The following is a 22,715-nucleotide window of genomic DNA, read 5'->3' on the forward strand; positions in this document are numbered from 1 at the left end:
AGGCGTCTTCGGAAGTTGTCCATGGCGGATTCGGTTCAAGGGTGGAACTTCTGGTCCATGCGGACCATGGCGTATAGGGTGGCTGACAGAGCCTCGTCGACGCGATAGATCTCCTGATGGGCGTAACCAGCCTGTTCCCACAGGCAGCCGCTCACGAGAGCCTTGGATCCGGAGCGCTCGGCGGGAACCGTGCCGTCTCCCGCGTCGATCGGCGCGTGCAGCTTGAGTTCGAACTCCGCGCCGCCGCTGCGCACGCGGATCGTCCCGCTGGCGTTATCACCCACCAAGTCCCAAGAACAGGGGTCGGGGTCCGCCGTGGCTGGAATGGGCGCTTCGCAGAACCAGATCACGTTGCCCCAGGTCTGTTGCTTCGAATCCTTGCCGTAGCAGCCATGGGTGTTCGTCGGCGAAGGCGCATTGGCCAAGTCGTCGTGGAACTGCCTGGCACTCCCGATGCGTATCGCAGTGGACTGAAACGAGGCACGGTCAGGATCCTGCTTCGCCGGATTCACCCACTCGGGGTTGACCACGCGCCACCAGCAGGTGGGATCGCTGATGGCGCGCTGCACATCCAGCACTTTCATCTGTTGCCGGCCCTGGGCATCGATCCACTGCACGCGCAGCCAGTCGTCGCCGTAGGCCCCGGCCGGGAACAACTCCAGCGGGCCGCTGGCGTTGGCGATCACCGGGGCCATCTCGCGCGCGGTACTGCCCAGGATCGGATTGATGAGCCAGCGATCAAACCATTGACCCTCGCCGGCCATGCCCGCGCGCATGCGCTTGTAGGTGGTGCCCGCGCCGTGCGTGGGCATGGCGCCGAAGCTCACGCCGCCGAGTTCCTGGGGCGTGAGCCCGCCTATGTCCGGGTGCGCCAGCGCGCGCGCCACCAGCCCGCCCATGCTGTGGGTGTAGACCAGCACGTGGTCGCAGCTGACGCCAAGCGCCTGGCCGAGTTCGCGGTAATGCGCGATGAGTTCGCGGATGCGCTCGGCCACCTCGACGGCGCTTTGCGCGTTCGGGCGCAGCCAGTTGTAGCCCATGGCGTGCACCGGGTACACCGTGTCGCTCAGGCCCAGCAGGTCGTCTTCGACCAGGGGCTGGGCGCTGTCGTCGCGCAGCCGGCCCCAGCGCGCGGGCTGCACTCCCACCGGACCCCGATCCTGCAGCCCGGCGCTGCTGTAGCTGCCGCGCCAGGCGCTGAAGGGCAGCCAGGCGTTGCTCAGGCGCCCCGAGCCGGCCAGCGCGGATTCACGCTGGTCGCGCGCGTCGCGCACCACGGTGTTCATGCGCTGCTCCACCTCCCTCAGCCCCTCGCCGTAGCTCTGGAGGTGCACTTCGCTCCAGCCGCGCAGCCGGCCCTTGCGCCCGGCGTCGAGCTCGCGCTGGTCCTGGCTCCACACCAGTTCGAAGGCCGCGAGATGCCTCTGGTTCGGGCGTCGCGTCAGCAGCGGCTCCACCTCGGGCATGCGCGGCACGTTGTCGTGGCGCTGGTCGTCGAAGGGCCTGGCGTCGAAGCGCTGCGGATCGCTTGTGCCCTCGTAGCGGTCGAGTTCGGTCTGCTCGGGATCGAAGTTGAGCTGACGCTCGTCCGGGCGTGCCGAGCGCACGGTGTTCAGCGTGAACAGCTTGTCATCCGGGCGCCAGGCGCGGTTGTCCTTGCGCTTGAGCCGCGCGGTGCGCTCGCGGCTCAGGCGCAGGTGCGAGCCCATGAGCCCGGGCAGGAACACCACCGGCACGATGCGCCGTGGCGGCGCCGGAGGGTCCTCGGGCTGCCCGGGTGCGTTCACGTCGCAGCGCCGCACCGCTACGTCGTCGGGCAGGCCCAGCGCCCGGCGCAGCGTGGTGGGACCGTCGAAGCCGTGGCGGGCCGCCTCCGCGATGAACTCCGCTGGCGCCTCGATCTCGATGCCCTCCTCGCTCAGGCGCAGCCGGGTGTTGCCGAACTCGGCCACCAGCTCCTTCTCGCCCACGATCTCCACCCAGTCCTCGGCCGACTCCAGCACGATGTCCCGCCCCTCCAGGCGCATCTCGCCCTGGTGCGCCTCGAGCTTGACCAGCCCGGCGCGCGCCACCAGGAACAGCCCCGCGCGCCGCGCCAGCACCTGCAGCCCCCGCCTGGCGCTGAGCAGCAGCTTGCGCGCGGCGCTGAGCTGCACGTCGCCCCCGGCGCCGACCGCCAGGCTGCCCTGGGCCACCAGCCGGATGCCCTGGTCGCTGACCCCCAGCAGCGAGCCCGCGCTGGACACCAGCAGCGGCGAGACGGGGCCGTCCGCGGTGTCGCCGGCCTCGGCGGGCTTCGCATCGGGCGTGGGCTCATGGGCCCGCGCGTGGGCCGGGGCGTTGCCCGGGGCGTTGGCCGACGCCTGGCCCGCCCCTGCGGGCTGCGCGCCGCCCTGCTGCTTCTCACGCTGGGCCTGCGCCCGCGCGCCGATGCGCTGGGACTCGTTGCGTTCGCGCAGCTCCTGCCGCGCCTGCTCGTTCCAGCGCTGCAGCTTGCGCACGTGCGCGTGCACGCGGCGGCGGAACTCCTCGCGGTCGACCTTCCAGTGCGGGTCGTTCAGGTCGAACTGGTACTCCTCCTGCAACGCGCGCATCCACGCCGCCTGCGCCCGCCGCAGCTGGCGCAGCGGCTCGTGCAGCCCCAGCATCGCCCCCACCGCGCGCTTGCGCGCATGGGTGCTCAGCAGCAGCCCCCGCCCGGCGCGCACCACCCCCTCGCCGTCGCTGCGCAGCTCGAAGCCCTCGCCTCGGCTGCGCCCGTGCACCGGGTGGCCCCGCCCCTTCACCCCCAGCAGCTCGGTGAGCACCCCCAGGCTGAGCTGGCTGCGCGCCTGCTCGCTGGCCAGTTGCGCCTGCAGCTGCCCCGGCGTGTCGTCGAACACCAGCTGGTTGCTCAGCCCCGCCTCGCGGTTGCCCCCGTGGCGCAGGCTCAGCTCGCGGCTGCGGATGCCGCTGAGCGCGGCGTTCTCGGGCAGCGTCCACGGCGGCGGGTTGGCCTCGCTGTACAGCGCGCCCACGCATACCGGGGTGTCGCAGTCGCCCTCCAGGAAGCTGAGCACCACCTCCTGCCCGGCGCGCGGCACCCAGATCTCCCCGGCCTGGTCGGCCGCCGCCGGCGCCGCCATGCGCACCCAGCAGCTCGCGCGCTCGTCGTGCGGCTGGCGCTCGTCCCAGTCCAGGCGCACCCGGATGCGCCCCAGCGCGTCCACGCAGGGCTCGCCGGGGTAGCGCCCGGGCATGGGCGTATGGCCCATCACGACGGCCGTCTGGAAGCTCTCCACCGGCGGCTTGGGCCGGCGCAGCGGCGGACGCACCGGCGTGCGCGTGGGCTGCAGTTCGAACTCGCAGCGCAGCTCCCAGGCCCCGTCCTCGCGCGCCTCGCACCACTCCCAGGGCGGCGCGCTCCAGCCCTCGGGCGCGGCCATGCGCAGCCGCGTGCCCAGCACCACGAAGTAGTCGTTGCACGGCGCGTTCCAGTGCCCCTGCGCGTACAGCCGCGTGCCCGGCTGCACCCCGCGCAGCGCCCCATGCCCGCGCGCGCGCTGGTACGGCGCGCGCAGCGCCTGCAGCCGCCTGCGCGCCAGCCACTGCGCCTGCTCGCGCAGACTGTCCTGCCCGCGCCGCGGCGGCAGGTGCCCGGCCGCCGGCTGCGCCACGTCCACCCCGGCGTGCCCCCTCCAGTGGCTCCCGCCCAGGTCGCCGTGCGCCGTGGGCAGCTCGTCGCGCTCGCTCACCGTGCTCACCCACCACGGATGCTGGTAGTCGTAGTCCGAGCCCTCCCAGCGCCCCGGCACCAGCTTCTCGCACCAGTGCAGCGCCTCGATGCACTCCGGGTGCCTGGCCCAGCGCGGCTCGTGCCCTCCCCCCAGGCTGCCCTCCAGGCACCACAGCCGCTCGTACGCCGGCGCCTTCGGCGGCGGGAAGGCCGACAGGTTGTCCCCCAGCACCAGCAGGCAGCGCCCCACCTCGTGCTCGAAGTGGTAGTGAATGCCCCACTCCTGCACCAGGCGCTCGAGGAACTCCAGGTCCGTCTCGTGGTACTGCACCTGGAAGTCGCGCCGGGGGTAGGACTCCGCCAGCCTCCACTCCACCGGCCCGGGGTAGGCCCCCAGAAGCTCCTCCAGGATCTCGCGCACGTCCAGGTCCTGGTAGATGCGGCGGTCTCCCCGCAGCGTGGCCGCGTACAGCCACGGGCCCAGCTCCATCTCGTACTCGTCGTCGCGCTCGTCCCAGCCCATGTGGGTGATGTGGGTGAGCACCCCGCTGATCGGGCGCCAGCCCTGCACCCAGGTCCACGTGTGCGGCCCCGCGCGGTGCTCCCGCCCCCCGCCGGGCAGCCCCACGTGCAGCGTCAGCGCCTGCCCCAGCGCCGAGCGCGCGTCGCGCTGCCAGCGCTTCCACTCGGGGTCGAAGCCCCGCGCACGCTTCAGACGGATGCGGTAGCTGAACAGCTCGTCCAGCGCCTCGTGGCCCTCGAGCTCCACCACCCGCCAGCTCAACGCCACCTCCTCCTCGCTCAGCTCGGGCGGGCTGAGCGCGCGCAGCGCCGGGCCGCTCACCCGCAGCGCGAAACGCTGCGCCACCCCCGTGCGCGACCACTGCGATTCCTCGTACTCCATGCCCACGGCCTCCTGCCACCCGCCCCACACGCCGCGGCCGCCGATGCCGCGGCCGCACGCAAGGCTCTTGCGTGTCAGAGTGCCGAGCGCGCGAAAAGTTCCACTGGGCTCTCAAGGAATTGCAGGGCCGCCCCAAGTTTTCTTGACCCCCACGGGGGGCGGGCTGGGCGCAGCCCGGCCCTGGGGGCGCTCAGAAGTCGTGGGGGAATTGCGATGGGGGGCGGACAGCGGGAGCGTGCGGGAAACGCTCGCGCGGGCCCGGCTCCGCGAGCTGCGGCAGGCGCCTCGCTACGCCCCGCTCTCGTCCAGCACCTGATCCAGGTGCCCGCAGTCGTTCCAGCCCACCAGGCCGACGTGGTCCTCGCTGACCAGCAGGCGGTTGATGGCGGCGTTGCGCAGTTCCCAGGTGCGCGGCGCGTGCAGTTCCTGGCCGGTGGCGATGCGGTACAGGCAGTCCAGCGCGCCGCCGTGGGTCACCACCGCCACCGTCTGGCCGCGATGGCCCCGGGCGATGGACAGCAAGGCGCCGTGGATGCGATCCTGAAAGGCCCGCAGGGCCTCGCCGCCTCCGGGGGCGCCCCAGTCGGGGTCGCGCTTGCGCCAGCGCTCGCAATCCTGCGCGTGCAGGGTTTCGAGTTCGGTGAAACTGCGCCCCTCGAACCGGCCGAAGGCGCGCTCGCGCAGCGCCGGTTCGAAGCGCAGGGCCAAGCCTTGCTCGCGTGCCAGCGGCTCGGCGGTTCGGCGCGCGCGCCGCAGGTCGCTGCTGTACACCGCGTGCAGGGCCTGCCCGGCCAGCGCCTGCGCGAGGGCCTCGGCCTGCGCGAGGCCGCGGGCATTGAGTTCGATGTCGGTGTGGCCCTGGATGCGCCGCGCGGCGTTCCAGTCGGTCTCGCCGTGCCGTATGCACAGCAACAGCGTGGAGGTGTCTTGGGGCATGCGCGGATCCTAACCCGGGACCCGCGCATCCCCCCGTGCTGGCATCAATGCGCGGCGCTGGCGTCGACCTTGACGCCGTTGCGCGCCGGCTTGACCAGCCAGACCAGCACGATGAGCGCGAGGAACAGCCAGGCGCTCAGCCGGAACATCTCGTCCACCGCGATGGTGTAGGACTGCTGCTGCACCAGGCGGTCGATCAGGCCCAGCGCCTGCTGGTGGTTCAGCCCCAGCCGGCCGGCCAGTTCCAGGGCGGAATCGGCCGCCGGATTGCCCTGCGCGATGTGCTCGGACAACTGCACGTGGTGCAGGATGGCGCGGTTGGCCCACCAGGTGGTGTAGATGGACGTGCCGAAGGAGCCCGCGGTGATGCGGGCGAAATTCGACAGCCCCGAAGCCGACGCGATGCGATGCGGCGGCAGCCCGCCGAGCACGATGGCCAGCAGCGGAATGAAGAACATCGCGGTCGAGATGCCCTGCACCACGGTGGGCAGCGAATAGTCCCAGTAGGTGTCGCCGATGGTGAACTTCGAGCGCATCCAGAACACCAGCGCGAACACCACGAAGGACACCGTGGTCAGCCAGCGCGTGTCCACCGACTGCACGTAGCGCCCGATCACCGGCGAGATGGCCAGCGCGAACAGGCCCACCCACGCGAGCACCTCTCCGGCGTCCGTGGCGGTGTAGCCGACGAATTCCTGCAGCCACAGGGGCAGCAGCACCAGCGAGCCGAAGAACATGCCGTAGGCCAGCGCGAGCATGATGGTGCCGATGGTGAAGTTCGGGATCTTGAACAGGCTGAGATCGACCACCGGGTGCTCGTCGTGCAGTTCCCAGATCAGGAACAGCACGAAACCGATGAAGGCGGCGATGGCCAGCATGCGGATCAGGCTGGAGCCGAACCAGTCCAGTTCCTGGCCCTTGTCCAGCATGATCTGCAGGGCACCCACCCACACCACGAGCAGGCCCAGGCCGGTCCAGTCGATGGGCAGCTTGCGCGTCGGAGTCTCGCGGCTGCGGTAGATGGTCAGGGTCACGCTGGCGCAGATCAGGCCCACCGGCACGTTGATGTAGAAGATCCAGGGCCAGGAGATGTTGTCGGTGATCCAGCCCCCGAGCAGGGGCCCGGTGATGGGGGCCACCAGCGTGGTCATGGACCACATCGCCAGCGCCATGCCGGAGCGTTCGGTGCGGTAGCTCGACAACAGCAAGGTCTGCGACAGCGGGATCATCGGCCCGGCCGAGGCGCCCTGCAGCACGCGGAACAGGATCAGCACCGGCAGGCTCGGCGCCTGCCCGCACAGGAAGGAGAACAGCGTGAACAGCAGGATGCTGGTGACGAACACCTTCACCGCGCCGAAGCGCTGGGTGACGAAGCCGGTCAGCGGCACCGCGATGGCGTTGGCCACGCCGAAGGAGGTGATGACCCAGGTGCCCTGCGACGAACTCACCCCCAGGTCGCCGGCGATGGCCGGCAGCGACACGTTGGCGATGGAGGTGTCCAGCACGTTCATGAACGTGGCCAGGCTCAGCGCCACGGTTCCCAGCACCAGCGCGCCGCCGGTGAGCGGGCGCAGGTGCGTGGGGTGCGAGGGCTCCGGCGTGGCGCCCGCCGCGGCTTCCTCGATGACGGCACGATCGGTCATGGTGGGGTTCCGGTGCGGGATGCCGGATCAGCGGCGCGCGGCGCGGGCGGCGTGCAAGCCGACCTCGGCGGCGGGCATGCCGCCGACGTTCTCGGCGATGATGCGCGCCACCAGCTTGTCGGCCTTGGCCCAGTTGGCGGCGTACATGTCGGTCTGCGCCACAGGCTGGGTCGGCGCCAGGCCGATCACCGGGGTGCCGGAGTGGTCGCGGATGTCCACGGTGGTTTCGGTGGACAGGCCCACGCGCAGCGGGTGCTTGCGCAATTCCGCGGGGTCGAGCGCGATGCGCACGGGCAGGCGTTGCACCACCTTGATCCAGTTGCCCGTGGCGTTCTGCGCCGGCAGCAGCGCGAAGGCCGAACCGCTGCCCGCGGAAATGCCCACGACCTTGCCGTCGTAGCTCACGTGGCTGCCGTAGATGTCGGCCACCACCGTGGCAGGCTGGCCGATGCGCAATTCACGCAACTGGGTTTCCTTGAAATTGGCATCCACCCACAGCGTATCCAGCGGCACCACGGTCATCAGCGGCGTGCCCGGGGCGACGCGCTGGCCGAGTTGCACGGTACGCCGCGCGACCACGCCGCTGACGGGCGCCACCACGTCGCTGCGCTCGAGCGCCAGGTAGGCCTGGCGCACGCGGGCCGCGGCCAGGCGCACGGCCGGGTTGTGGGCCAGCACGGTGCCGGCGGTCTGCGCCTCGTTGGCGGCCACCTGCGCGCGCGCGGCCTTCACGCCGCTCTGCGCCGTTTGCAGCGAGCTCTGGGCCTCCTGCACGGCGATCTGCGCCTGGCGCAGTTCCTCGGCGCCGACCGCGCCGGTGCCGGCCAGCTTGCGCCGGCGCTGTAGCGCGTCCTCGGCCTTGGCCAGGTTGGCACGCGCGGTGCCCACGTCGGTCTCGCGCACCGCCACCTGGGATTGCAGCGCCGCCGTCTGCGCATAGGTCACGCGCAGTCCGCGCACGGCCTGCCCGAGCTGGGCCTCGGCCTGCTGCAGCGCGACGCGGGCGTCCGCGCCGTCCAGGCGCACCAGGGTCTGGCCCGCACGCACCACCTGGGTGTCGTCGGCGCCGATCTCGGTGACCGTGCCGCCGACCTGGGGGGTCACCTGCACCAGGTTGCCATTGACGTAGGCGTCGTCGGTGTTGACCTCGCGCGTGGATTGCCAGTACTGGTAGCCGCCGTAGACCACGCCCAGCACGACGAAGGTGCCGATGGCTCCGAGCATCAGCTTGCGGCGGCGTGCGGCCTTCGCGTCGGCTTCGCCGTTCGGGGTCGGGTTGTTGGATTGCGGATTGGCGCTCATTCGAAGCTCCGTGGAATTCTTGGTGGTCTTGGGGTGGTGTTCGGGTTCAGCGGGCCTGGGCGGTCGCGGGCTGCGCGCCGGTTCCGGCGTCGTAGCCGCCGCCGAGTGCGCGGATCAGTGCGACGTCGTCCACCAGCGCCTGGGTCTTCAGGCGGGCTCCGAGCTGCTGCAGCTGCAGCACCGGCTCCTGGGTCTGCAGCACGTTCAGCTGGTTGCCCAGGCCGGCGCCGTAGCGCTCGCCGGCGAGGCGGTGGGCCTGGCTGGCCAGGGTCAGGGCCCTGCCCTGGGACTGAAGCTGGGCCTGCGTGGAGCGGCGCTGGGAGATCGCGTCGGCGGCCTCGCGCACCGCGCGCACCAGCGTGGCGTTGTACTCGTCGATGGCCTCGTCGGCCTGGGCGTCATGCGCGCGCAGGTTGGCGCGCAGCGCGCCGCCTTCGAAGATCGGCAGGTCGATCGCCGGGCCGACACCGAACTCGCGGCTTCCCGTGTCGAGGAACTTGCTGAAGCTGACCGTGTCGAAGCCGATGAAGGCCGAGAGGTTGACGTTCGGATAGAACCGGGCCTTGGCTTCGTCCACCGACGCCAGCGCGCTTTGCACCTGCCAGCGCGCCGCCGCCACGTCGGGCCGGCGCCCCACCAGGCTGATGGGCAGTTGCTGCGGCAGTTGCGGCACCGGCACCTCGGCCAGGCGCGGGTGCAGCCCGGCAGTGGCCTGGGGGCCGGCGCCGATCAGCGCGGCCAGCGCATGGCGCGCCTGCTGTTGCGCCTGCAGGTTGGCATCGAGGTCCACGTGCAGCTGCGGAATCTGCGCCTGCGCCTGGCGTTGCTGCAGCGTGTTGTCCAGGCCGGCGCGCGCACGCTCGCCGACCAGTCGCGCGATGCTGCGGCGCTGCTGCAGGCTGGCACGCAGCACCTGCTCCTGCGCCACCAGTCCGGCCAGGCGGAAGTAGGTGGCGGCGACGTCCGAGGTGAGCATCACCCGCGCCGCCTGCACCTGCGCCTGCGCTGCGCGCTGCTGCCCGACCGCGGCACGCAATCGCGCGCGGTTGCGCCCGAAGAAGTCCAGCTCGTAGCCGGCGTTGAGGGTGAGCTGCTCCTCGTTGAAGATGCTGCCGCCGATGGGCGGAGGGAAGTAGCCGTTGGCGCTGAAGCGCTCGCGCGTGCCCGACAGCGCGGCGCCCACGTGGGGCAGCAGCGAGCTGTGGGCGACTCCCGCGGCCGCCTGGGCCTCGCGCTCGCGCGCCTGCGCCTGCTGCAGGTCGGGGCTGCCGGCCAGGGCCTGCTGCTCCAGGCGGTCCAGATCGGCGTCGCCGAAGCTGGCCCACCATTCCTGCGTGGGGAAGGTGGCGGCGGTGGCCGTCAGCCCCAGCTGTTTCGCGTCCATCATGCGCGCCTGCGGCCGACTCGAACCGGTCGAGGCGCAGCCGCCCAGCACGGCGAGCACGCCGGCCAGCGCGGCCAGGCGCCACGCCGCGGGCCGCCGGGAGCCAAGGGGATGCAACAAAGGCTTGAGGTTCATGGTTGGGGTTCGTCGGAAGGGGCGGTGGCGTCGCCGCAGGCGCCGCCGTTGCTCACGAAGCGCCGCAGCAGGCCGAGCAGGGTGTCGGCCTCCTCGCGGCTGAAGCCGCGCAACTGGCGGTTCAGCACCTCGGCAAGGCAATAGGGAATGCGATCGGCGGCCTCCTGCCCGTGCTCGGTCAGGCTCACGTGCACCACGCGGCGGTCCTGCGTGCTGCGCGTGCGCTCGAGCAGGCCCTTGGCCTCCAGACGGTCGAGCATGCGGGTCATCGCGCCGGCATCGATGCCGGCCTCGCGCGCACATGCGGCCACCGTGTCGGCCTTGCCGCGGCTGATCAGCCACAGCGGGCCCCATTGCATGCCGGTGAGATCACAACCCTGCATCTCGGCATCGAGGTTGCGTTGCAGCGTCTGGTAGGCCTGTTTGATCCAGTAACCCACCGACTCCTCGCCGGAGAATTTCGATCCGTCGTAGAAACGGTCGGCCGGCTCGCCCTGGCTGGGCTGGCTGGCGGGGGTGGAGATCGCTTTCATGCCTACATAATATTTGCACAGGCAAATACTGTGTGGACATCGACTTAATCCACACGCGATGTGTGGTTTTTACGGGATGGCCCCGGACTACCAGTCCTGCACGGAGAACAGCTTGCGGTGCTCGCGGATGGCGTAGCGGTCGGTCATGCCCGCGACGTAGTCGGCGATGGCGCGCAGTTGCCGGTGCTCGCGCTGGTGCTCCACCGGCAGCAGCCGCAGGTCGTCGGCATAGGCGGCGAACAGTTCGCGCAATACCCGCGAGGCCTTGGTGGTGGTGCGCAGCACGCGGGGATGCCGGTACAGCGCCTTGCGCAGCAACTGCTGCAGTTGCGCGAGTTGCTCGCGCACGGGCGCGCTGAAGGCGGCCAGCGGCGGCGCAGCGCGTACCTCGTCGGGGCTGGCCACGGCGCTGTCGCGGATGCGCGCGGCGGTCTGCTCGACCAGGTCCGCCACCAGCGCGGAGATCATGCGCCGGATGGTCTCGGCCAGCACGCGCTTGGCGTTCAGGCCCGGGTAGGCGGCGCGCACGGCGTGCAGGTGGCCGCCGAAAAAGGGCACGGCCTCCATCTGCTCCAACTCGAGCAGGCCCGAGCGGATGCCGTCGTCGATGTCGTGGTTGTTGTAGGCGATCTCGTCCGCCAGGTTCGCCACCTGGGCCTCCAGGCTGGGCTGGCGCCCCTGCAGGAATCGCTCGCCCACGTCGCCCAGGCGTTCGGCATTGCGCCGCGAACAATGCTTGAGCACGCCCTCGCGGGTCTCGAAGCACAGGTTCAGGCCGTCGAAGGCCGCGTAGCGCTCCTCCAGGCGGTCGACCACGCGCAGGGATTGCAGGTTGTGCTCGAAGCCCCCGCCGCCCGGCTCGCGCTCGCGCATGCAGGCGGCCAGGGCGTCCTGGCCGGCATGGCCGAAGGGCGTGTGGCCCAGGTCGTGGGCCAGGGAAATGGCCTCGGTGAGGTCCTCGTTGAGCCCCAGCCCGCGCGCGATGGAGCGGGCGATCTGCGCCACCTCCAGGCTGTGGGTGAGGCGCGTGCGGAACAGGTCTCCCTCGTGGTTGAGGAACACCTGGGTCTTGTACTCGAGGCGGCGGAAGGCGCCGCAATGCACGATGCGGTCGCGGTCGCGCTGGAAGTCGTTGCGATCGCGCGGGGGCGGTTCCTCGTGGCGCCGTCCGCGCGATCGATCGGGGTGGCAGGCGTAAGGGGCGATCACGTTGGCCTCCCCTGCCGTTTCAGGCCGAGCCCGGCGTGGCGCCGTGCATGAGCAGCGCGGAGGCGGCCGCGGCGTCGCCCGCGGGCAGCAGCTGCGCGCTGCCCAGCGCGTCCATCAATACGTAACGCAACTCGCCGGCCTCGGCCTTCTTGTCCACGCGCATGAGCTCGAGATAGCGCGCCGCCGGAAGTTCCGGCACGCGCGTGGGCAGGCCCGCGCGCTGCACGAGATCGCGCAGCCGGCGCAGCACCTCGCGTCCCAGCAGCCCGCGCTCCACCGAGAGCTCAGCCGCCACCACCATGCCGGCCCCCACCGCCTCGCCGTGCAGCCAGGCGCCATAGCCCATCGCGGCTTCCACCGCGTGGCCGAAGGTGTGGCCGAAGTTCAGCAGCGCGCGTGCCCCGCTCTCGGTCTCGTCGCGGGCCACGACCGCGGCCTTGATCTCGCAGCAACGGCGCACCGCGTGCGCCACGGCCTCGGGCTCGAGCGCACGCAGCGCCTCCATGTTGTGCTCCAGCCAGACGAAGAACTCCTCGTCGGCGACGGCGCCGTGCTTGATCACCTCGGCCAGTCCGGCGCTGAGTTCGCGCGCCGGCAGCGTGCGCAGGGTGTCGATGTCGGCCACCACCAGCCGCGGCTGGTGGAAGGCCCCGATCATGTTCTTTCCCGCGGGGTGGTTGATGCCGGTCTTGCCGCCCACCGAGGAATCGACCTGCGCCAGCAGCGTGGTGGGCACCTGCACGAAGGCCACTCCGCGCATGTAGCAGGCGGCCGCGAAGCCGGCCATGTCCCCGACCACGCCGCCGCCCAGCGCGAACAGCACGCTGCGGCGGTCGCAATGCTGCTCCAGCAGTGCGTCGAACACCCGGTTCAGGGTCTGCCAGTCCTTGTACTGTTCGCCGTCCGGCAGCACGCAGTGCAGCACCCGCGCGAACTGCCCTTGCAGCGACTGCTCCAGGACCTGCGCGTACAGCGGCGCCACCGTCGTGTTGCTCACGATCAGCGCGGTGGCCCGCGGGCGCGCCACCGCGGAGAAGCTGGAGGACTGGCGCAGCAGGCCGCTGCCGATCAGGATGTCGTAGGAGCGCGAACCGAGTTCGACGCGAACGCTGGTCATGGGCGGAGGGCTCGGCTTGCGATGGGCTGGAAAGCCCCGCATTGTAGAAGCCGCGCCGGCGCCGGCCGTCGAAGGCCTTTTCGGCCGTTCAGGACCTCTCGGGGTCCTTCGCGTGCTCCGCGGGGACGACCCCGGCCAGTTCGAGCTGTGCCAGCACCAGCTGGCTGAGCATGGACGGCGACGGGCGTCCGGTCTCGATCACGAAATGCGCGCATTCGCGGTACAGCGGATCGCGCTGACGGAACAGCTCGCGAAGCCGCGCGCGCGGATCGGCGGCCCGCAGCAGCGGGCGCGTGCGGTCGTTGCGCATGCGATGGGCCAGTTCGTCGGGGCCGGCGCGCAGGTAGACCACGGTGCCGCGCTCGTGCAGCGCGCGCCGGTTCGGCTCGCGCAGCACCGCACCGCCGCCGGTGGCCAGCACCACGCCCTCGAGACGCGTGAGTTCGTCGATGACCTGCTGCTCCAGTTCGCGGAACGCGGCCTCGCCATCCTGGGCGAAGATCTCGCTGACCGTCTGCCCGCGGCGGCGTTCGATCTCGTGATCGCTATCGGCGAAGCGCAGGCCCGTGCGCTGAGCCAGCGTACGCCCCACGGTGGTCTTCCCGGCCCCCATCAGGCCGACCAGGAAAATGCGTGGCTTCAGGGGCACGTGGGGCAGTGGGCGCGATGCGCCGCGGCCGGGGGCCGCGGCGCCAGGCCCATCAGCGGGTGAGATCCGCGCTGGTGACGATGCGGGGTGTCAGGAACACCATCAGCTCGTCCTTCTGCACGCTCTTGCTATTGGTCTTGAACAGGTAGCCGAGCACCGGGATGTCGCCCAGCAGCGGCACCTTGTCGGTCTGGTTGCTCTCGGTGGACGAGTAGATGCCGCCCAGCACCACGGTGCCGCCGTTCTCCACCTGCACCTGGGTACTGACGGTGTTGGTGTTGATCGCCGGGCCGTTGTTGGTGTTCTGGCCGACGCTGTCCTTGTGCACGGCCACGTTCATGATGATGTTGCCGTCGGGAGTGATCTGCGGAGTCACGTCCAGGCTGAGCACGGCCTTGGCGAAGGACACCGCGGTGGCGCCGCTGGAAGTCGCCTGCTGGTAGGGGATCTCGGTGCCCTGCTCGATGTGGGCTTCCTGCATGTCGGCGGTGATCACCCGCGGCGCCGAGATCACCTTGCCCTTGCCGTCCGCTTCCAGGGCCGACAGTTCGAGGTTGATGAACCGGTTGGCCCCGGCGTTGAACAGGCTGATCGCCAGCGTGCCGGGGTTGGCGCCCGACAGCACCGAGTTGGCGATGGTGGTCGCCGGCAGGTTGACGAACTGGGTGTCGGTCAGCGCGGCGCCGGTGGCCAGGCTCTGCCCGGTGGCCTGCGCCACGCCCAGGTAGTTGCCGCCGAAGGCTGCGCCCGGGTTGTTTCCCACGCCCGGCGTGTTGTTGTTCCAGTAACCCAGCTTCGCGCCGAGTTCGCTGCCGAACTGCGACGTGGCCTCCACCACCCGGGCCTCGATCAGCACCTGGCGCACCGGCTTGTCGATCTTGTGGATGAAGTTGGCGATCTCGGTCAGTTTCGACGGCACGTCGGTGACGAAGATCTGGTTGGTGCGCGGGTCGGCGATCACCGTGCCGCGCGGCGAAAGGATGCGCGAGGTGCTGGTGGCGCTGGTGTTGCCGCTGGTCAGCACCGGATAGGGCACCGGAGCCGTGTTGGGCGTGGCCTGCTGCACGCCGCCGGTGGCGCCGGTCAGCAGCGCCACCACGGAGGCCGCCTTCTGGTAGTTGAGCTGGAAGGTCTCGGTCTTCAACGGCTCCAGCGCCTGCACCGACTTGGCGGCCTCGAGTTCGCTGCGCTCACGCGCGATGATCTCCTGGCGCGGCGCGATCCACAGCACGTTGCCGTCCTTGCGCTCGCCCAGGCCCTTGGCCTGCAGGATGATGTGCAGTGCCTGATCCCACGGAACGTCCTTCAGGCGCAGCGTCAGATTGCCGGTGACGGAATCGCTGACCACCACGTTGAGGCCGGTGAAATCGGCGAACACCTGCAGCAGCGAGCGCACGTCGATGTTCTGGAAGTTCAGCGACAGCTTCTGGCCGTGGTACCCCGGGCCGCTGCCCGCCACCAGCTGGTTGGGCTTGGCCGTTTCCGGGTGCACTTCCAGCACGAACTGGTTGTCCGCCTGGTAGGCGCTTTGCTGGTAGGCGCCGGTGGGTTGCACGACCATGCGCACGTTGTCGCCCATCTGGAAGGCGGTGACGGATTTCACCGGCGTGGCGAAGTCCCCCACTTCCATGCGCCGGCGCAGGTCGGCCGGCAGCGTGGTGTTGAGAAAGTCGACGACGATGTTCTGGCCCTGCTGGCGGATGTCCACGCCGACCTGGTTGTTCGGCAGGCCCACGACGATGCGCCCGGATCCGTCGGCGGCGCGGTGGAAGTCCACGCTGTGCAGCGCCAGCTGCTGGGAATTCATCGGCTGCGCGAAATGCACCGGCGCACTCACCGGGGTGGTGCTGGCGCTGGAGTTGGCGGGTCCGTTGCGCGGCGCGGCCATGGTCACCCGCAGCTCGTCGCCGTGGATGCTGGTCGTGTAGGTAGTGCTCTCGCGCAGGTTCAGCACCACGCGCGAGCGCCCCTGCGCCTGCACCACGTCGGCCGAGCGCAGGTTGCCCTCGGAGGAACTCAGCGCGTGCATGCCCAGGTCCGAGCTCACGCCGGGGAAGTCGAGCACCACGGTGGCCGGCTGGTCGATGGTGAAGCCGGCCGGCGGCGCGCTCAGCGGCTGCGCGAACTTGAGGTCGACCACCACCTGGCCGCTCTGGCTGCTGGCGTTGAGGCTTTGCAGGACGTTGGCGGCATGCGCGGCGCAGCCCGCCGCAAGCCCCCACAGCAGCGCCGCGCCGGCCAGGCAACGGGCCACGCTCGCACGTTCAGGCCGAAGGGACGTCATTTGCTGCTCTCCTGCAATTGAAGGGTTGCGGTGCGTTGCACCCAGTCGCCGGTTGCGTCCTGCACCAGTTCATTCAGGACCACCTGGTCTTCGGTGATTTGCGTGATGCGCCCGTAATGCTGCCCGGCATACTCGCCGACGTGCGCGCGGAACAGCAGGTTGCCCGCCCTGAGCAGCGCGTAGCGCTGGCCCTTGATGAGCAGACTGCCCACCATCTGGATCTGGTCCAGCGTGTACTGTTCCAGCGGCTGCTTGGGCCGGTTCATCTGCGCCAGTACCTCGGGACTGAGGCGGTTCATCTCCTGGCGCACGCCGGTCTCGAGCTTGGCGCCGGAGAAGGGGTCGACCTGCGAGGCCAGGCTGTAGCTGGCCGGGATGTAGGGCTTGGGAGGCTCGATGGGCTTGACCTGCGGGTGCAGCTGGGCACGCTGCTGCGCCATCCAGGCGCGCAAGTCCTCGTGCTGGCTGCCTCCGCAGCCGGCGAGCAGGGCGGCCGCGCCGACGGCGCAGCCCAGCCGGAGAACGCGCGCAGCCGTCATTTCCTGCCCCTCGGCTTGGGATTTGCCCGCCCCTGCTGGGCGGCGATCTCGTCGGCGTCCAGGTAGCGGTAGGTCATCGCCGTGGCGTCCATGCGCAGGCGCCCCTGGGTGCCGTTGCTGATGCTGACGTTGTTGATGGTCACGATGCGCGAGAGCTTGGCGATGTCCGAAGTGAAGGCCGCCAGGTCGTTGTAGCTTCCCTGCACCTCGATGGCGATCGGCAGGTCGGCGTAGTAGTTGCGCACGTCCACCTGGCCGGGGCGGAACAGGTCGAACTGCAGGCCGCGGCCGATCCCGGCCTGGTTGATGTCCGACAGCAGGGCGTCCATCTCGGCCTTGCCCGGCAGCTGCTTTTCCAGCACCAGCACGTATTGCTGCACCTGGGCCTTCTGCGCCTTGAGCAGGTCCAGGCTCACGGCCTGCGCGAGCTTGGCCTTGTAGGTCGAGCGCAGCTGCACCTCCTGCTGGCGCGAGCTGTCGAGCTGCTGCTTGACCCCGGACAGCCAGAAGTACCAGCCGGCGGCGAGCGCCAGCACCAGGATCACCGCGTAGACCGTGAAACGGGGTATGGGCGGCCAGGTGCCGGGGTCGTTCTGGTTCAGGCCGCGGAACTGCCCGGCGACACGCTCCTGGAGCGTGGCGAAATCGATCCGCATCGACAAGGGATTGGCCATGCTGGAAGCTTCTCGGTCAGTGCGCGCCAGCCTTGGGCGCCGGCTCGCCCGGCGCGCCGGGCGTCTTCAGCGTGGCTCGCAGCTGGAACGACGACACCGCCTGGCCGATACCGGGGCGTTGCGTCGAACGAATCTCGATCAGCTCGGGCTTTTCCAGCCAGCCCTTGCCGTCGGAGAGGTTGCGCAGCAGGTCGGCCACGCGTTCCTGGCTCAGCGCGGTCCCCTGGATCAGCACGTTGCGCCCCTGCTGCTGCACGCTGCTCAGCTGCACGCCCGACGGCGTCTTGCTGGTCAGGTCCTCGAACAGGTAGACGGGCAGGTTGCGGTCGGACTGGAGGTCCTCCACCGCCTTCTGGCGCGCGCGCAGGCTGTCGATTTCCTGGCGCAGCGTGGCGATGTCGCGGATCTGGTGGTCCAGGATGGCGATCTGCGACTGCAGGAAGTTGTTGCGCGACTGCTGCGCGTCGATCATCGCGCTGAGCACGCCATCGCCCAGCGCCAGCAGCAGCCCGCCCAGCACCACCGCGACGACGGCGCCGACGTAGAAGGCCTCGCGGCGCTTCTTGCGCCGCGCCTCGCGGTGCGGCAGCAGATTGATCAGGACGATGTTCATTGCAGGAACCTGCGCATGGCCAGACCGCAACTGGTGAGATAGCTCGGAGCCTGCAGGCGCAGCTTCTTCTCGCGCACTTCGGATCCGATGGCCATGCCCTCGAAGGGGTTGAGCACCAGGCAGGCGGTGGAGGTCAGTTCGGTGATGCGCTCGACCAGGCCGGCCAGCGCCGCGGTGCCCCCGGCCAGCAGGATGTAGTCCACCTTGCTGTTCGGCGTGGCGCGGAAGAAGAACTGCAGCGCCCGCATGACTTCCTGCGCCATACCGGCGACGAAGGGCTCGAGCACCTGGCTGGTGTAGTCGTCGGGCAGGTCGGCGCTGCGCTTCTTGGCCTCGGCCTCCTCCTGCGAGAAACCGTAGTGGCGCGCGATCGCCTGGGTGAGCTGCTGGCCGCCGAAGGTCTGGTCGCGGTCGTACAGGGTCTCGCCGTTGCGCAGCACCTGCATCGAGGTGCTGGAGGCGCCGATCTCGAACATGGCCACCAGCAGGTCGTGCCCGCCGCGCGGCAGGCGCTCGATCAGGCGCCCCGCGGCCAGGCGCGAGGCGAAGGCGTCGATGTCCAGGATGCGCGGCTTGAGCCCGGCCGCCTCGGCGATGGCCTGGCGCTCGAGCACCTTGTCGCGGCGCGAGGCGGCGATCAGCACTTCCTGGTCGCCCGGCGAACCCAGGCTGGGGCCGAGCACGCAGAAGTCCAGCGCGACGTCCTCGATGGCGAAGGGGATGTACTGGTTGGCCTCGCTCTCGACCTGCACCTCGATCTCCTCCTCGCGCAGGTCGCCGGGCAGGATGATCTTCTTGCTGATGACGGCCGAGGAAGGCAGCGCCAGCGCCACGTCACGCGTACGCGTGCCGCTGCGCTTGATCAGGCGGCGCACCGCCTCGGCCACCTCGTCGGGTTTCTCGACGGTGCCGTCGGCGATCGCCCCCTTCTCCAGGGGCTCGATCGCGGCGCGCACGAGCGTGTAGCGTCCTTGCTGGTCGAGCTCGAGCTCCACCAACTTGACGCTGGAGCTGCTGATGTCCAACCCCATCAGCGGCGCATAGCGCTTGCGAAACAGGCTGCCGAAGATGGACAACTCGCCCCCCTGTTGATCCAGAACATCCGCTTTGGCCCATAAGTTCGCGCCACGGACTGAAAATACGCCATGGCGTCAAATGGGCGTTTGTTCCAGATCCTAGCAACAACCATTTTGCAGGCTGTGGAATTTTCCCGGCTAGCTACAGGTTTCGTTGCAAATCACCCACGCATTGAGGGGGGTTGCAAGCGCCGCGGCGTCGAAAACACCGCGCAAAATCCATCCGGCGCCGATGCTGCGCCGCAATAATTCAGCCGAGCAGGGGGTCGAGTTCCAACTGCGGGCCGCCTTGCTCGAGCACCGCGCGCCGCAGCAGTTCGCCGAACGCGAGGCCTTCCCGGGTATCGCGCCAGCGGCCCTGCGTGCAGCGGAAGTGATAGGCGCCGGATTTGCTCGCCAACCACAGCTCCTGCACGGGGGCCTGCAGGTTGATGATCACCTGCTCCCCGTTGTCGAGTTCGAGATTCAGCACCGAGCCGTCGCGCCGGGAGTCGAGGTCCGCCGCGTCGGCCGCGTTTTCCACGGCGCGCATCGCCTGCTCGGCGAGATCCAGGTACTGCGATTGCGACAGGTCGTCCATGGGCCCACTGATACACTGAATTCATGCTTGGAACTTCCATTCTAGGAGCTTCGCGCCGGGCTCTGCGCGCGGCCCTTCTGGCGGCGGCCGCGGGTCTGGCCGGCTGCGGCCAGCCCGGGCCGCTGTACCTGCCGGCGGCACCGGCGGCCACCGCGAGCGTGCCGGCTGCCTCGGCGGCGGCCTCCGCCGCGCAGCCGCCCGGCCGGCCGGCATCCGCGCCCGGCGGCTCTTGAGCCCAGGCCGCGGCCAAGCCGGCGGCGCCCCGAGGCGCCGCCGCCCTCCCCACTCGTCATCCTTGCCCATGCCCCACTCCCCGCACCTGTCCGAGACGCTGCCCGGCCACCCCCACATCGCCCGCCACGGCGCGACGCTGATGGTCGAGTCGCTGCCCGCGGCCGAACTGGCCGCGCGTTTCGGGACACCGCTGTACGTGTATTCGCGCGCCGCCATCGAGGCCTCGGCGCGCGCCTATGCCGACGCCGTGGGGGATCGCCCGGTGGCGCTGCGCTATGCGGTGAAGGCCAACTCCAGCCTGGCCATCCTGCAGTTGCTGTCGCGCCTGGGCTGGGGCTTCGACGTGGTCTCGGGCGGAGAGCTGGCGCGCGTGCTGGCGGCCGGCGCCGACGCTTCCCAGGTGGTGTTCTCCGGCGTGGGCAAGACCGATGCCGAGATCGAGGCCGCCTTGCGCGCGGGGGTGCAGTGCATCAACGTGGAGTCGCTGAGCGAACTGCAGCGCCTGAACCGCGTGGCCGGCAGCACCGGCGTGCCGGCGCCGGTAAGCCTGCGCATCAACCCCGACGTGGATCCGCGCACCCATCCCTACATTTCCACCGGCCTGCGCAACAACAAGTTCGGCATCGCGCAGTCGCAGGCGCGCCAGGCCTACGCGCAGTGCATGCAACTGCCCCATCTGCGCGTGCTGGGCATCGACGTGCACATCGGCTCGCAGATCACCGAGATCGGCCCCTACCTGGACGCGCTCGACCGCGTGCTCGACCTGGTGCACGACATCGAACGCGACGGCGTGCGCCTGCACCACCTGGACCTGGGCGGCGGCCTGGGCATCCGCTACGCCGACGAGACGCCGCCGAGCCCCGCGCAATGGATCGACGCGCTGTGCGAGCGCCTGCAGGCGCGCGGCCAGGGGCACCGGCAGGTGCTGCTCGAGCCGGGCCGCTCGGTGGTGGGCAACGCCGGCGTGCTGCTGTGCGAGGTGGTGACCCTGAAAAGCAGCCTGGAGAAGCACTTCGCGGTGGTGGACGCGGCCATGAACGACCTCATGCGCCCGGCGCTGTACGAGGCCTGGCAACGCATCGAGCCGGCACAGGCGCGCGACGGCGCGCAGGCCATGCACTACGACGTGGTCGGCCCGGTGTGCGAATCCGGTGACTGGCTGGGACGCGACCGCCAGCTCGACCTGCGCGAGGGCGACGTGCTGGCCATTCTGTCGGCCGGGGCCTACGGCATGGCCATGGCCTCGAACTACAACACCCGGCCGCGCGCCGCGGAGGTGCTGGTCGACGGCGGCAAAGCGCAGCTCATCCGCGAGCGCGAGAGCCTGCAGGACCTGCTGCGCGGCGAACACCCGCTGCAGGATTAGCCCGCCGCCGGGCCTCGCCCGGCTCAGGCCCGGCGCGCGCGGGCGCGCAGAGCCTGCACCACGCGCCAGCCCAGGAGCAGCGCCAGCAGCAGCGCGTACAACTTGGGATCGGCGGTGTTGTTCTTCGCCAGCTTGCCCCACCAATAGTGGAACACCGCGATGATGCCGATGGCGTAGACCAGCTTGTGCAGCGCGCGCCAGCGCGCGCCGCCAAGCCGGCGCACCATGGCGTTGGTGGAGGTCAGCGCCAGCGGCAGCATCAACAGCAGCGCGCTCATGCCCGCCAGCACGAAGGGATGGCGCACCACGTCCTGCAGCACCTCGGTGAGGCTGAAACCGTTGACCAGCCCCAGGTAACTGGTGAAATGGAGCAAGGCGTAGCCGAAGGCGAACAGGCCCAGCATGCGCCGCAGGCGCGCCAGCTCCACCCAGCCTGTGATCACTCGCAAGGGCGTCACGGCCAGCGTGATCATCAGCATGCGCAAGGCCCACAGCCCGGTGGTCCAGATCACCTGCTGCGCCGGATTGGCGCCGAGTTCGCTGTGCAGCGCGCGCCATGCCAGCACGACAAAGGGCGTGGCCGCCAGCACGAACACCACCGGCTTGGTGCCGCGGGACGCCAGCAGCGCGCGGCGCAGCCGCAGGCCCGGCGCCACGGCGGCGCGCGAGGGGCCTGGCGCCGCCCGGGGGGCGGCGTCCTGAACGGGGGAGTTCATGTTCAGAAGTCCTTGCTCAGGTCCATGCCCTTGTACAGCTGCGCCACCTGCTCGCCGTAGCCGTTGAACAGGCGGGTGGGGATCTGCGGCGTGAACAGCCCGCCGAAGGAACCCTGGCCGATGCGCCGTTCGTGCGCCTGGCTCCAGTTCTGCGGGCTGACCTGCGGATTCACGTTGGAGTAGAAGCCGTACCAATTGGGCACCGCGCGCATCCAGGAGGTGACCGGCTGCTGCTCCACCAGGCGGATGCGCACGATGGACTTGGCGCTCTTGAATCCGTACTTCCAGGGCAGCACCATGCGCACCGGCGCGCCATTCTGGTTGGGCAGCAACTTGCCGTACAGGCCGAAGGTCAGCAGCGCCAGCGGGTGCATGGCCTCGTCCATGCGCAAGCCCTCCAGGTAGGGCCACTGCAGCACGGCGTCGTTCTGCCCGGGCATCTCGGCCGGATCCAGCAGGGTGACGAATTCCACGTAGCGTGCCCTGGACGTGGGCTGCACCGCCTGCAGCAGATGCGACAGCGGGTAGCCGGTCCACGGGATCACCATCGACCAGGCCTCCACGCAGCGGTGGCGGTAGATGCGTTCCTCCATCGGCGCCAGGCGCAGCAGATCCTCGATGCCGAAGCTGCGCGGCTTGGCCACCTCGCCCTCCACCACCACGGTCCAGGGGCGCGTGCGCAGGCTGCCGGCGTTGTGCGCCGGATCGCTCTTGCTGGTGCCGAATTCGTAAAAATTGTTATAGGAGGTCACGTCCCCGTAGGGCGTGAGCTTTTCCTTCGTGGAATACCGGGCATCGGGCCTGGCGGCCAGCGCGCCCGGGGCGTCCTGGGCCGCGCGTGCCGGGGCCGCCGGCACCAGGCCGGCCAGCGCGGCCGCGCCCGCCGTGCCCAGAAAGGCCCGCCGCGATCGGTACACGCTCTCGGGCGTGATGTCCGACGCCACCGGATGTTCGAAGCCGAGTTGTTGCCGCTTGTTCATGGCCTGTGCACTCCCTGGGATGATGAGGGGCGGCGCCGCCGCGGCGCCTGCCCATGCTCTTGAGTCGGACTTCGCGGCGAAACCTTACAGTCGGCTTTTCAACCCTACTGTTCTTAGGCCTATTCG

General features: G+C 70.3%; 19 protein-coding genes. 2 read left to right on the forward strand and 17 right to left on the reverse strand.

Annotation, left to right across the window (positions count from 1 at the left end; translation table 11 throughout):
• Nucleotides 1-35: 35 nt before the first annotated feature.
• From tssI to cyaY, 15 genes are all read right to left on the reverse strand, one after another.
• Nucleotides 36-4,619 carry a type VI secretion system Vgr family protein gene (gene tssI, locus D466_RS0117875; RefSeq protein WP_018915074.1) on the reverse strand — a complete coding sequence of 1,528 codons (4,584 nt, stop codon included), beginning with the start codon at nt 4,617-4,619 and terminating at the stop codon, nt 36-38.
• A 288-nt stretch (nt 4,620-4,907) separates the two neighbouring features.
• Entirely contained in the window at nt 4,908-5,555 is a 648-nt protein-coding gene (locus D466_RS0117880) for a histidine phosphatase family protein (protein WP_018915075.1), read from the reverse strand.
• A gap of 44 nt (nt 5,556-5,599) precedes the next feature.
• Nucleotides 5,600-7,198, reverse strand: coding sequence for a DHA2 family efflux MFS transporter permease subunit (locus tag D466_RS0117885; protein ID WP_018915076.1), 1,599 nt, complete (start codon nt 7,196-7,198; stop codon nt 5,600-5,602).
• Between the two features lie 27 nt (nt 7,199-7,225).
• A complete protein-coding gene (locus D466_RS0117890; protein WP_018915077.1) occupies nt 7,226-8,500 on the reverse strand; it encodes an HlyD family efflux transporter periplasmic adaptor subunit in 1,275 nt (424 codons plus the stop codon).
• 46 nt (nt 8,501-8,546) lie between these two features.
• Nucleotides 8,547-10,019, reverse strand: coding sequence for an efflux transporter outer membrane subunit (locus D466_RS0117895; protein ID WP_018915078.1), 1,473 nt, complete (start codon nt 10,017-10,019; stop codon nt 8,547-8,549).
• Nucleotides 10,016-10,552, reverse strand: a complete 537-nt coding sequence (locus D466_RS0117900; protein WP_018915079.1) for a MarR family winged helix-turn-helix transcriptional regulator — start codon at nt 10,550-10,552, stop codon at nt 10,016-10,018. The genes D466_RS0117895 and D466_RS0117900 overlap by 4 nt, the downstream gene beginning before the upstream one ends.
• 87 nt (nt 10,553-10,639) lie before the next feature.
• Nucleotides 10,640-11,761: a deoxyguanosinetriphosphate triphosphohydrolase gene (locus D466_RS0117905; protein ID WP_018915080.1), complete on the reverse strand. Its 1,122-nt coding sequence runs from the start codon at nt 11,759-11,761 to the stop codon at nt 10,640-10,642.
• A gap of 19 nt (nt 11,762-11,780) precedes the next feature.
• Nucleotides 11,781-12,878, reverse strand: a complete 1,098-nt coding sequence (gene aroB, locus D466_RS0117910; RefSeq protein ID WP_018915081.1) for a 3-dehydroquinate synthase — start codon at nt 12,876-12,878, stop codon at nt 11,781-11,783.
• A gap of 88 nt (nt 12,879-12,966) precedes the next feature.
• On the reverse strand, nt 12,967-13,527 hold the full coding sequence (locus D466_RS0117915; protein ID WP_018915082.1) for a shikimate kinase: 561 nt from the start codon (nt 13,525-13,527) through the stop codon (nt 12,967-12,969).
• Nucleotides 13,528-13,579: 52 nt separating this feature from the next.
• Nucleotides 13,580-15,811 carry a type IV pilus secretin PilQ family protein gene (gene pilQ / locus D466_RS0117920; RefSeq protein WP_038166773.1) on the reverse strand — a complete coding sequence of 744 codons (2,232 nt, stop codon included), beginning with the start codon at nt 15,809-15,811 and terminating at the stop codon, nt 13,580-13,582.
• Nucleotides 15,808-16,350: a pilus assembly protein PilP gene (locus D466_RS0117925; protein WP_018915084.1), complete on the reverse strand. Its 543-nt coding sequence runs from the start codon at nt 16,348-16,350 to the stop codon at nt 15,808-15,810. The genes pilQ and D466_RS0117925 overlap by 4 nt, the downstream gene beginning before the upstream one ends.
• Entirely contained in the window at nt 16,347-17,024 is a 678-nt protein-coding gene (locus tag D466_RS0117930; protein WP_018915085.1) for a type 4a pilus biogenesis protein PilO, read from the reverse strand. The genes D466_RS0117925 and D466_RS0117930 overlap by 4 nt, the downstream gene beginning before the upstream one ends.
• 16 nt (nt 17,025-17,040) lie before the next feature.
• Nucleotides 17,041-17,637 (reverse strand): PilN domain-containing protein, encoded by a 597-nt coding sequence (locus D466_RS0117935; protein WP_018915086.1) that lies wholly within the window; start codon nt 17,635-17,637, stop codon nt 17,041-17,043.
• Complete coding sequence (locus D466_RS0117940; RefSeq protein WP_018915087.1) at nt 17,634-18,713, reverse strand: pilus assembly protein PilM; 1,080 nt, start codon at nt 18,711-18,713, stop codon at nt 17,634-17,636. Before D466_RS0117940 ends, D466_RS0117935 begins: the two co-directional genes overlap by 4 nt.
• 250 nt (nt 18,714-18,963) lie before the next feature.
• Nucleotides 18,964-19,293, reverse strand: a complete 330-nt coding sequence (gene cyaY / locus D466_RS22265) for an iron donor protein CyaY (RefSeq protein ID WP_018915088.1) — start codon at nt 19,291-19,293, stop codon at nt 18,964-18,966.
• A 23-nt stretch (nt 19,294-19,316) separates the two neighbouring features.
• Between cyaY and D466_RS24215 the strand changes: the two genes are divergently transcribed.
• The gene (locus tag D466_RS24215) at nt 19,317-19,526 is read left to right on the forward strand and encodes a lipoprotein (RefSeq protein WP_156004436.1); all 210 of its coding nucleotides are present in this window, start codon (nt 19,317-19,319) and stop codon (nt 19,524-19,526) included.
• A gap of 68 nt (nt 19,527-19,594) precedes the next feature.
• Nucleotides 19,595-20,893 carry a diaminopimelate decarboxylase gene (gene lysA / locus D466_RS0117950; protein WP_018915089.1) on the forward strand — a complete coding sequence of 433 codons (1,299 nt, stop codon included), beginning with the start codon at nt 19,595-19,597 and terminating at the stop codon, nt 20,891-20,893.
• A 23-nt stretch (nt 20,894-20,916) separates the two neighbouring features.
• Here lysA and D466_RS0117955 read toward each other — a convergent pair whose 3' ends face one another.
• Nucleotides 20,917-21,609 carry a sulfite oxidase heme-binding subunit YedZ gene (locus D466_RS0117955; RefSeq protein WP_081630028.1) on the reverse strand — a complete coding sequence of 231 codons (693 nt, stop codon included), beginning with the start codon at nt 21,607-21,609 and terminating at the stop codon, nt 20,917-20,919.
• A 2-nt stretch (nt 21,610-21,611) separates the two neighbouring features.
• The gene (gene msrP / locus D466_RS0117960) at nt 21,612-22,589 is read right to left on the reverse strand and encodes a protein-methionine-sulfoxide reductase catalytic subunit MsrP (RefSeq protein WP_018915091.1); all 978 of its coding nucleotides are present in this window, start codon (nt 22,587-22,589) and stop codon (nt 21,612-21,614) included.
• Nucleotides 22,590-22,715: the final 126 nt, after the last annotated feature.

The organism is Thiomonas sp. FB-6, from assembly GCF_000377645.1.
In the GTDB taxonomy this organism is placed as follows: domain Bacteria; phylum Pseudomonadota; class Gammaproteobacteria; order Burkholderiales; family Burkholderiaceae_C; genus Thiomonas_A.

Excerpts from the sequence above, each read along its gene's own strand:
- D466_RS0117955 (WP_081630028.1), bottom strand. The coding sequence starts at position 21,609 with ATGAACTCCCCCGTTCAGGACGCCGCCCCCCGGGCGGCGCCAGGCCCC.
- D466_RS0117885 (WP_018915076.1), bottom strand. The coding sequence starts at position 7,198 with ATGACCGATCGTGCCGTCATCGAGGAAGCCGCGGCGGGCGCCACGCCG.
- D466_RS0117935 (WP_018915086.1), bottom strand. The coding sequence starts at position 17,637 with ATGAACATCGTCCTGATCAATCTGCTGCCGCACCGCGAGGCGCGGCGC.
- D466_RS0117895 (WP_018915078.1), bottom strand. The coding sequence starts at position 10,019 with ATGAACCTCAAGCCTTTGTTGCATCCCCTTGGCTCCCGGCGGCCCGCG.
- lysA (WP_018915089.1), top strand. The coding sequence starts at position 19,595 with ATGCCCCACTCCCCGCACCTGTCCGAGACGCTGCCCGGCCACCCCCAC.
- msrP (WP_018915091.1), bottom strand. The coding sequence starts at position 22,589 with ATGAACAAGCGGCAACAACTCGGCTTCGAACATCCGGTGGCGTCGGAC.
- pilQ (WP_038166773.1), bottom strand. The coding sequence starts at position 15,811 with ATGACGTCCCTTCGGCCTGAACGTGCGAGCGTGGCCCGTTGCCTGGCC.
- D466_RS0117880 (WP_018915075.1), bottom strand. The coding sequence starts at position 5,555 with ATGCCCCAAGACACCTCCACGCTGTTGCTGTGCATACGGCACGGCGAG.
- tssI (WP_018915074.1), bottom strand. The coding sequence starts at position 4,619 with ATGGAGTACGAGGAATCGCAGTGGTCGCGCACGGGGGTGGCGCAGCGT.
- D466_RS0117930 (WP_018915085.1), bottom strand. The coding sequence starts at position 17,024 with ATGGCCAATCCCTTGTCGATGCGGATCGATTTCGCCACGCTCCAGGAG.
- D466_RS24215 (WP_156004436.1), top strand. The coding sequence starts at position 19,317 with ATGCTTGGAACTTCCATTCTAGGAGCTTCGCGCCGGGCTCTGCGCGCG.
- D466_RS0117925 (WP_018915084.1), bottom strand. The coding sequence starts at position 16,350 with ATGACGGCTGCGCGCGTTCTCCGGCTGGGCTGCGCCGTCGGCGCGGCC.
- D466_RS0117900 (WP_018915079.1), bottom strand. The coding sequence starts at position 10,552 with ATGAAAGCGATCTCCACCCCCGCCAGCCAGCCCAGCCAGGGCGAGCCG.
- D466_RS0117890 (WP_018915077.1), bottom strand. The coding sequence starts at position 8,500 with ATGAGCGCCAATCCGCAATCCAACAACCCGACCCCGAACGGCGAAGCC.
- aroB (WP_018915081.1), bottom strand. The coding sequence starts at position 12,878 with ATGACCAGCGTTCGCGTCGAACTCGGTTCGCGCTCCTACGACATCCTG.
- cyaY (WP_018915088.1), bottom strand. The coding sequence starts at position 19,293 with ATGGACGACCTGTCGCAATCGCAGTACCTGGATCTCGCCGAGCAGGCG.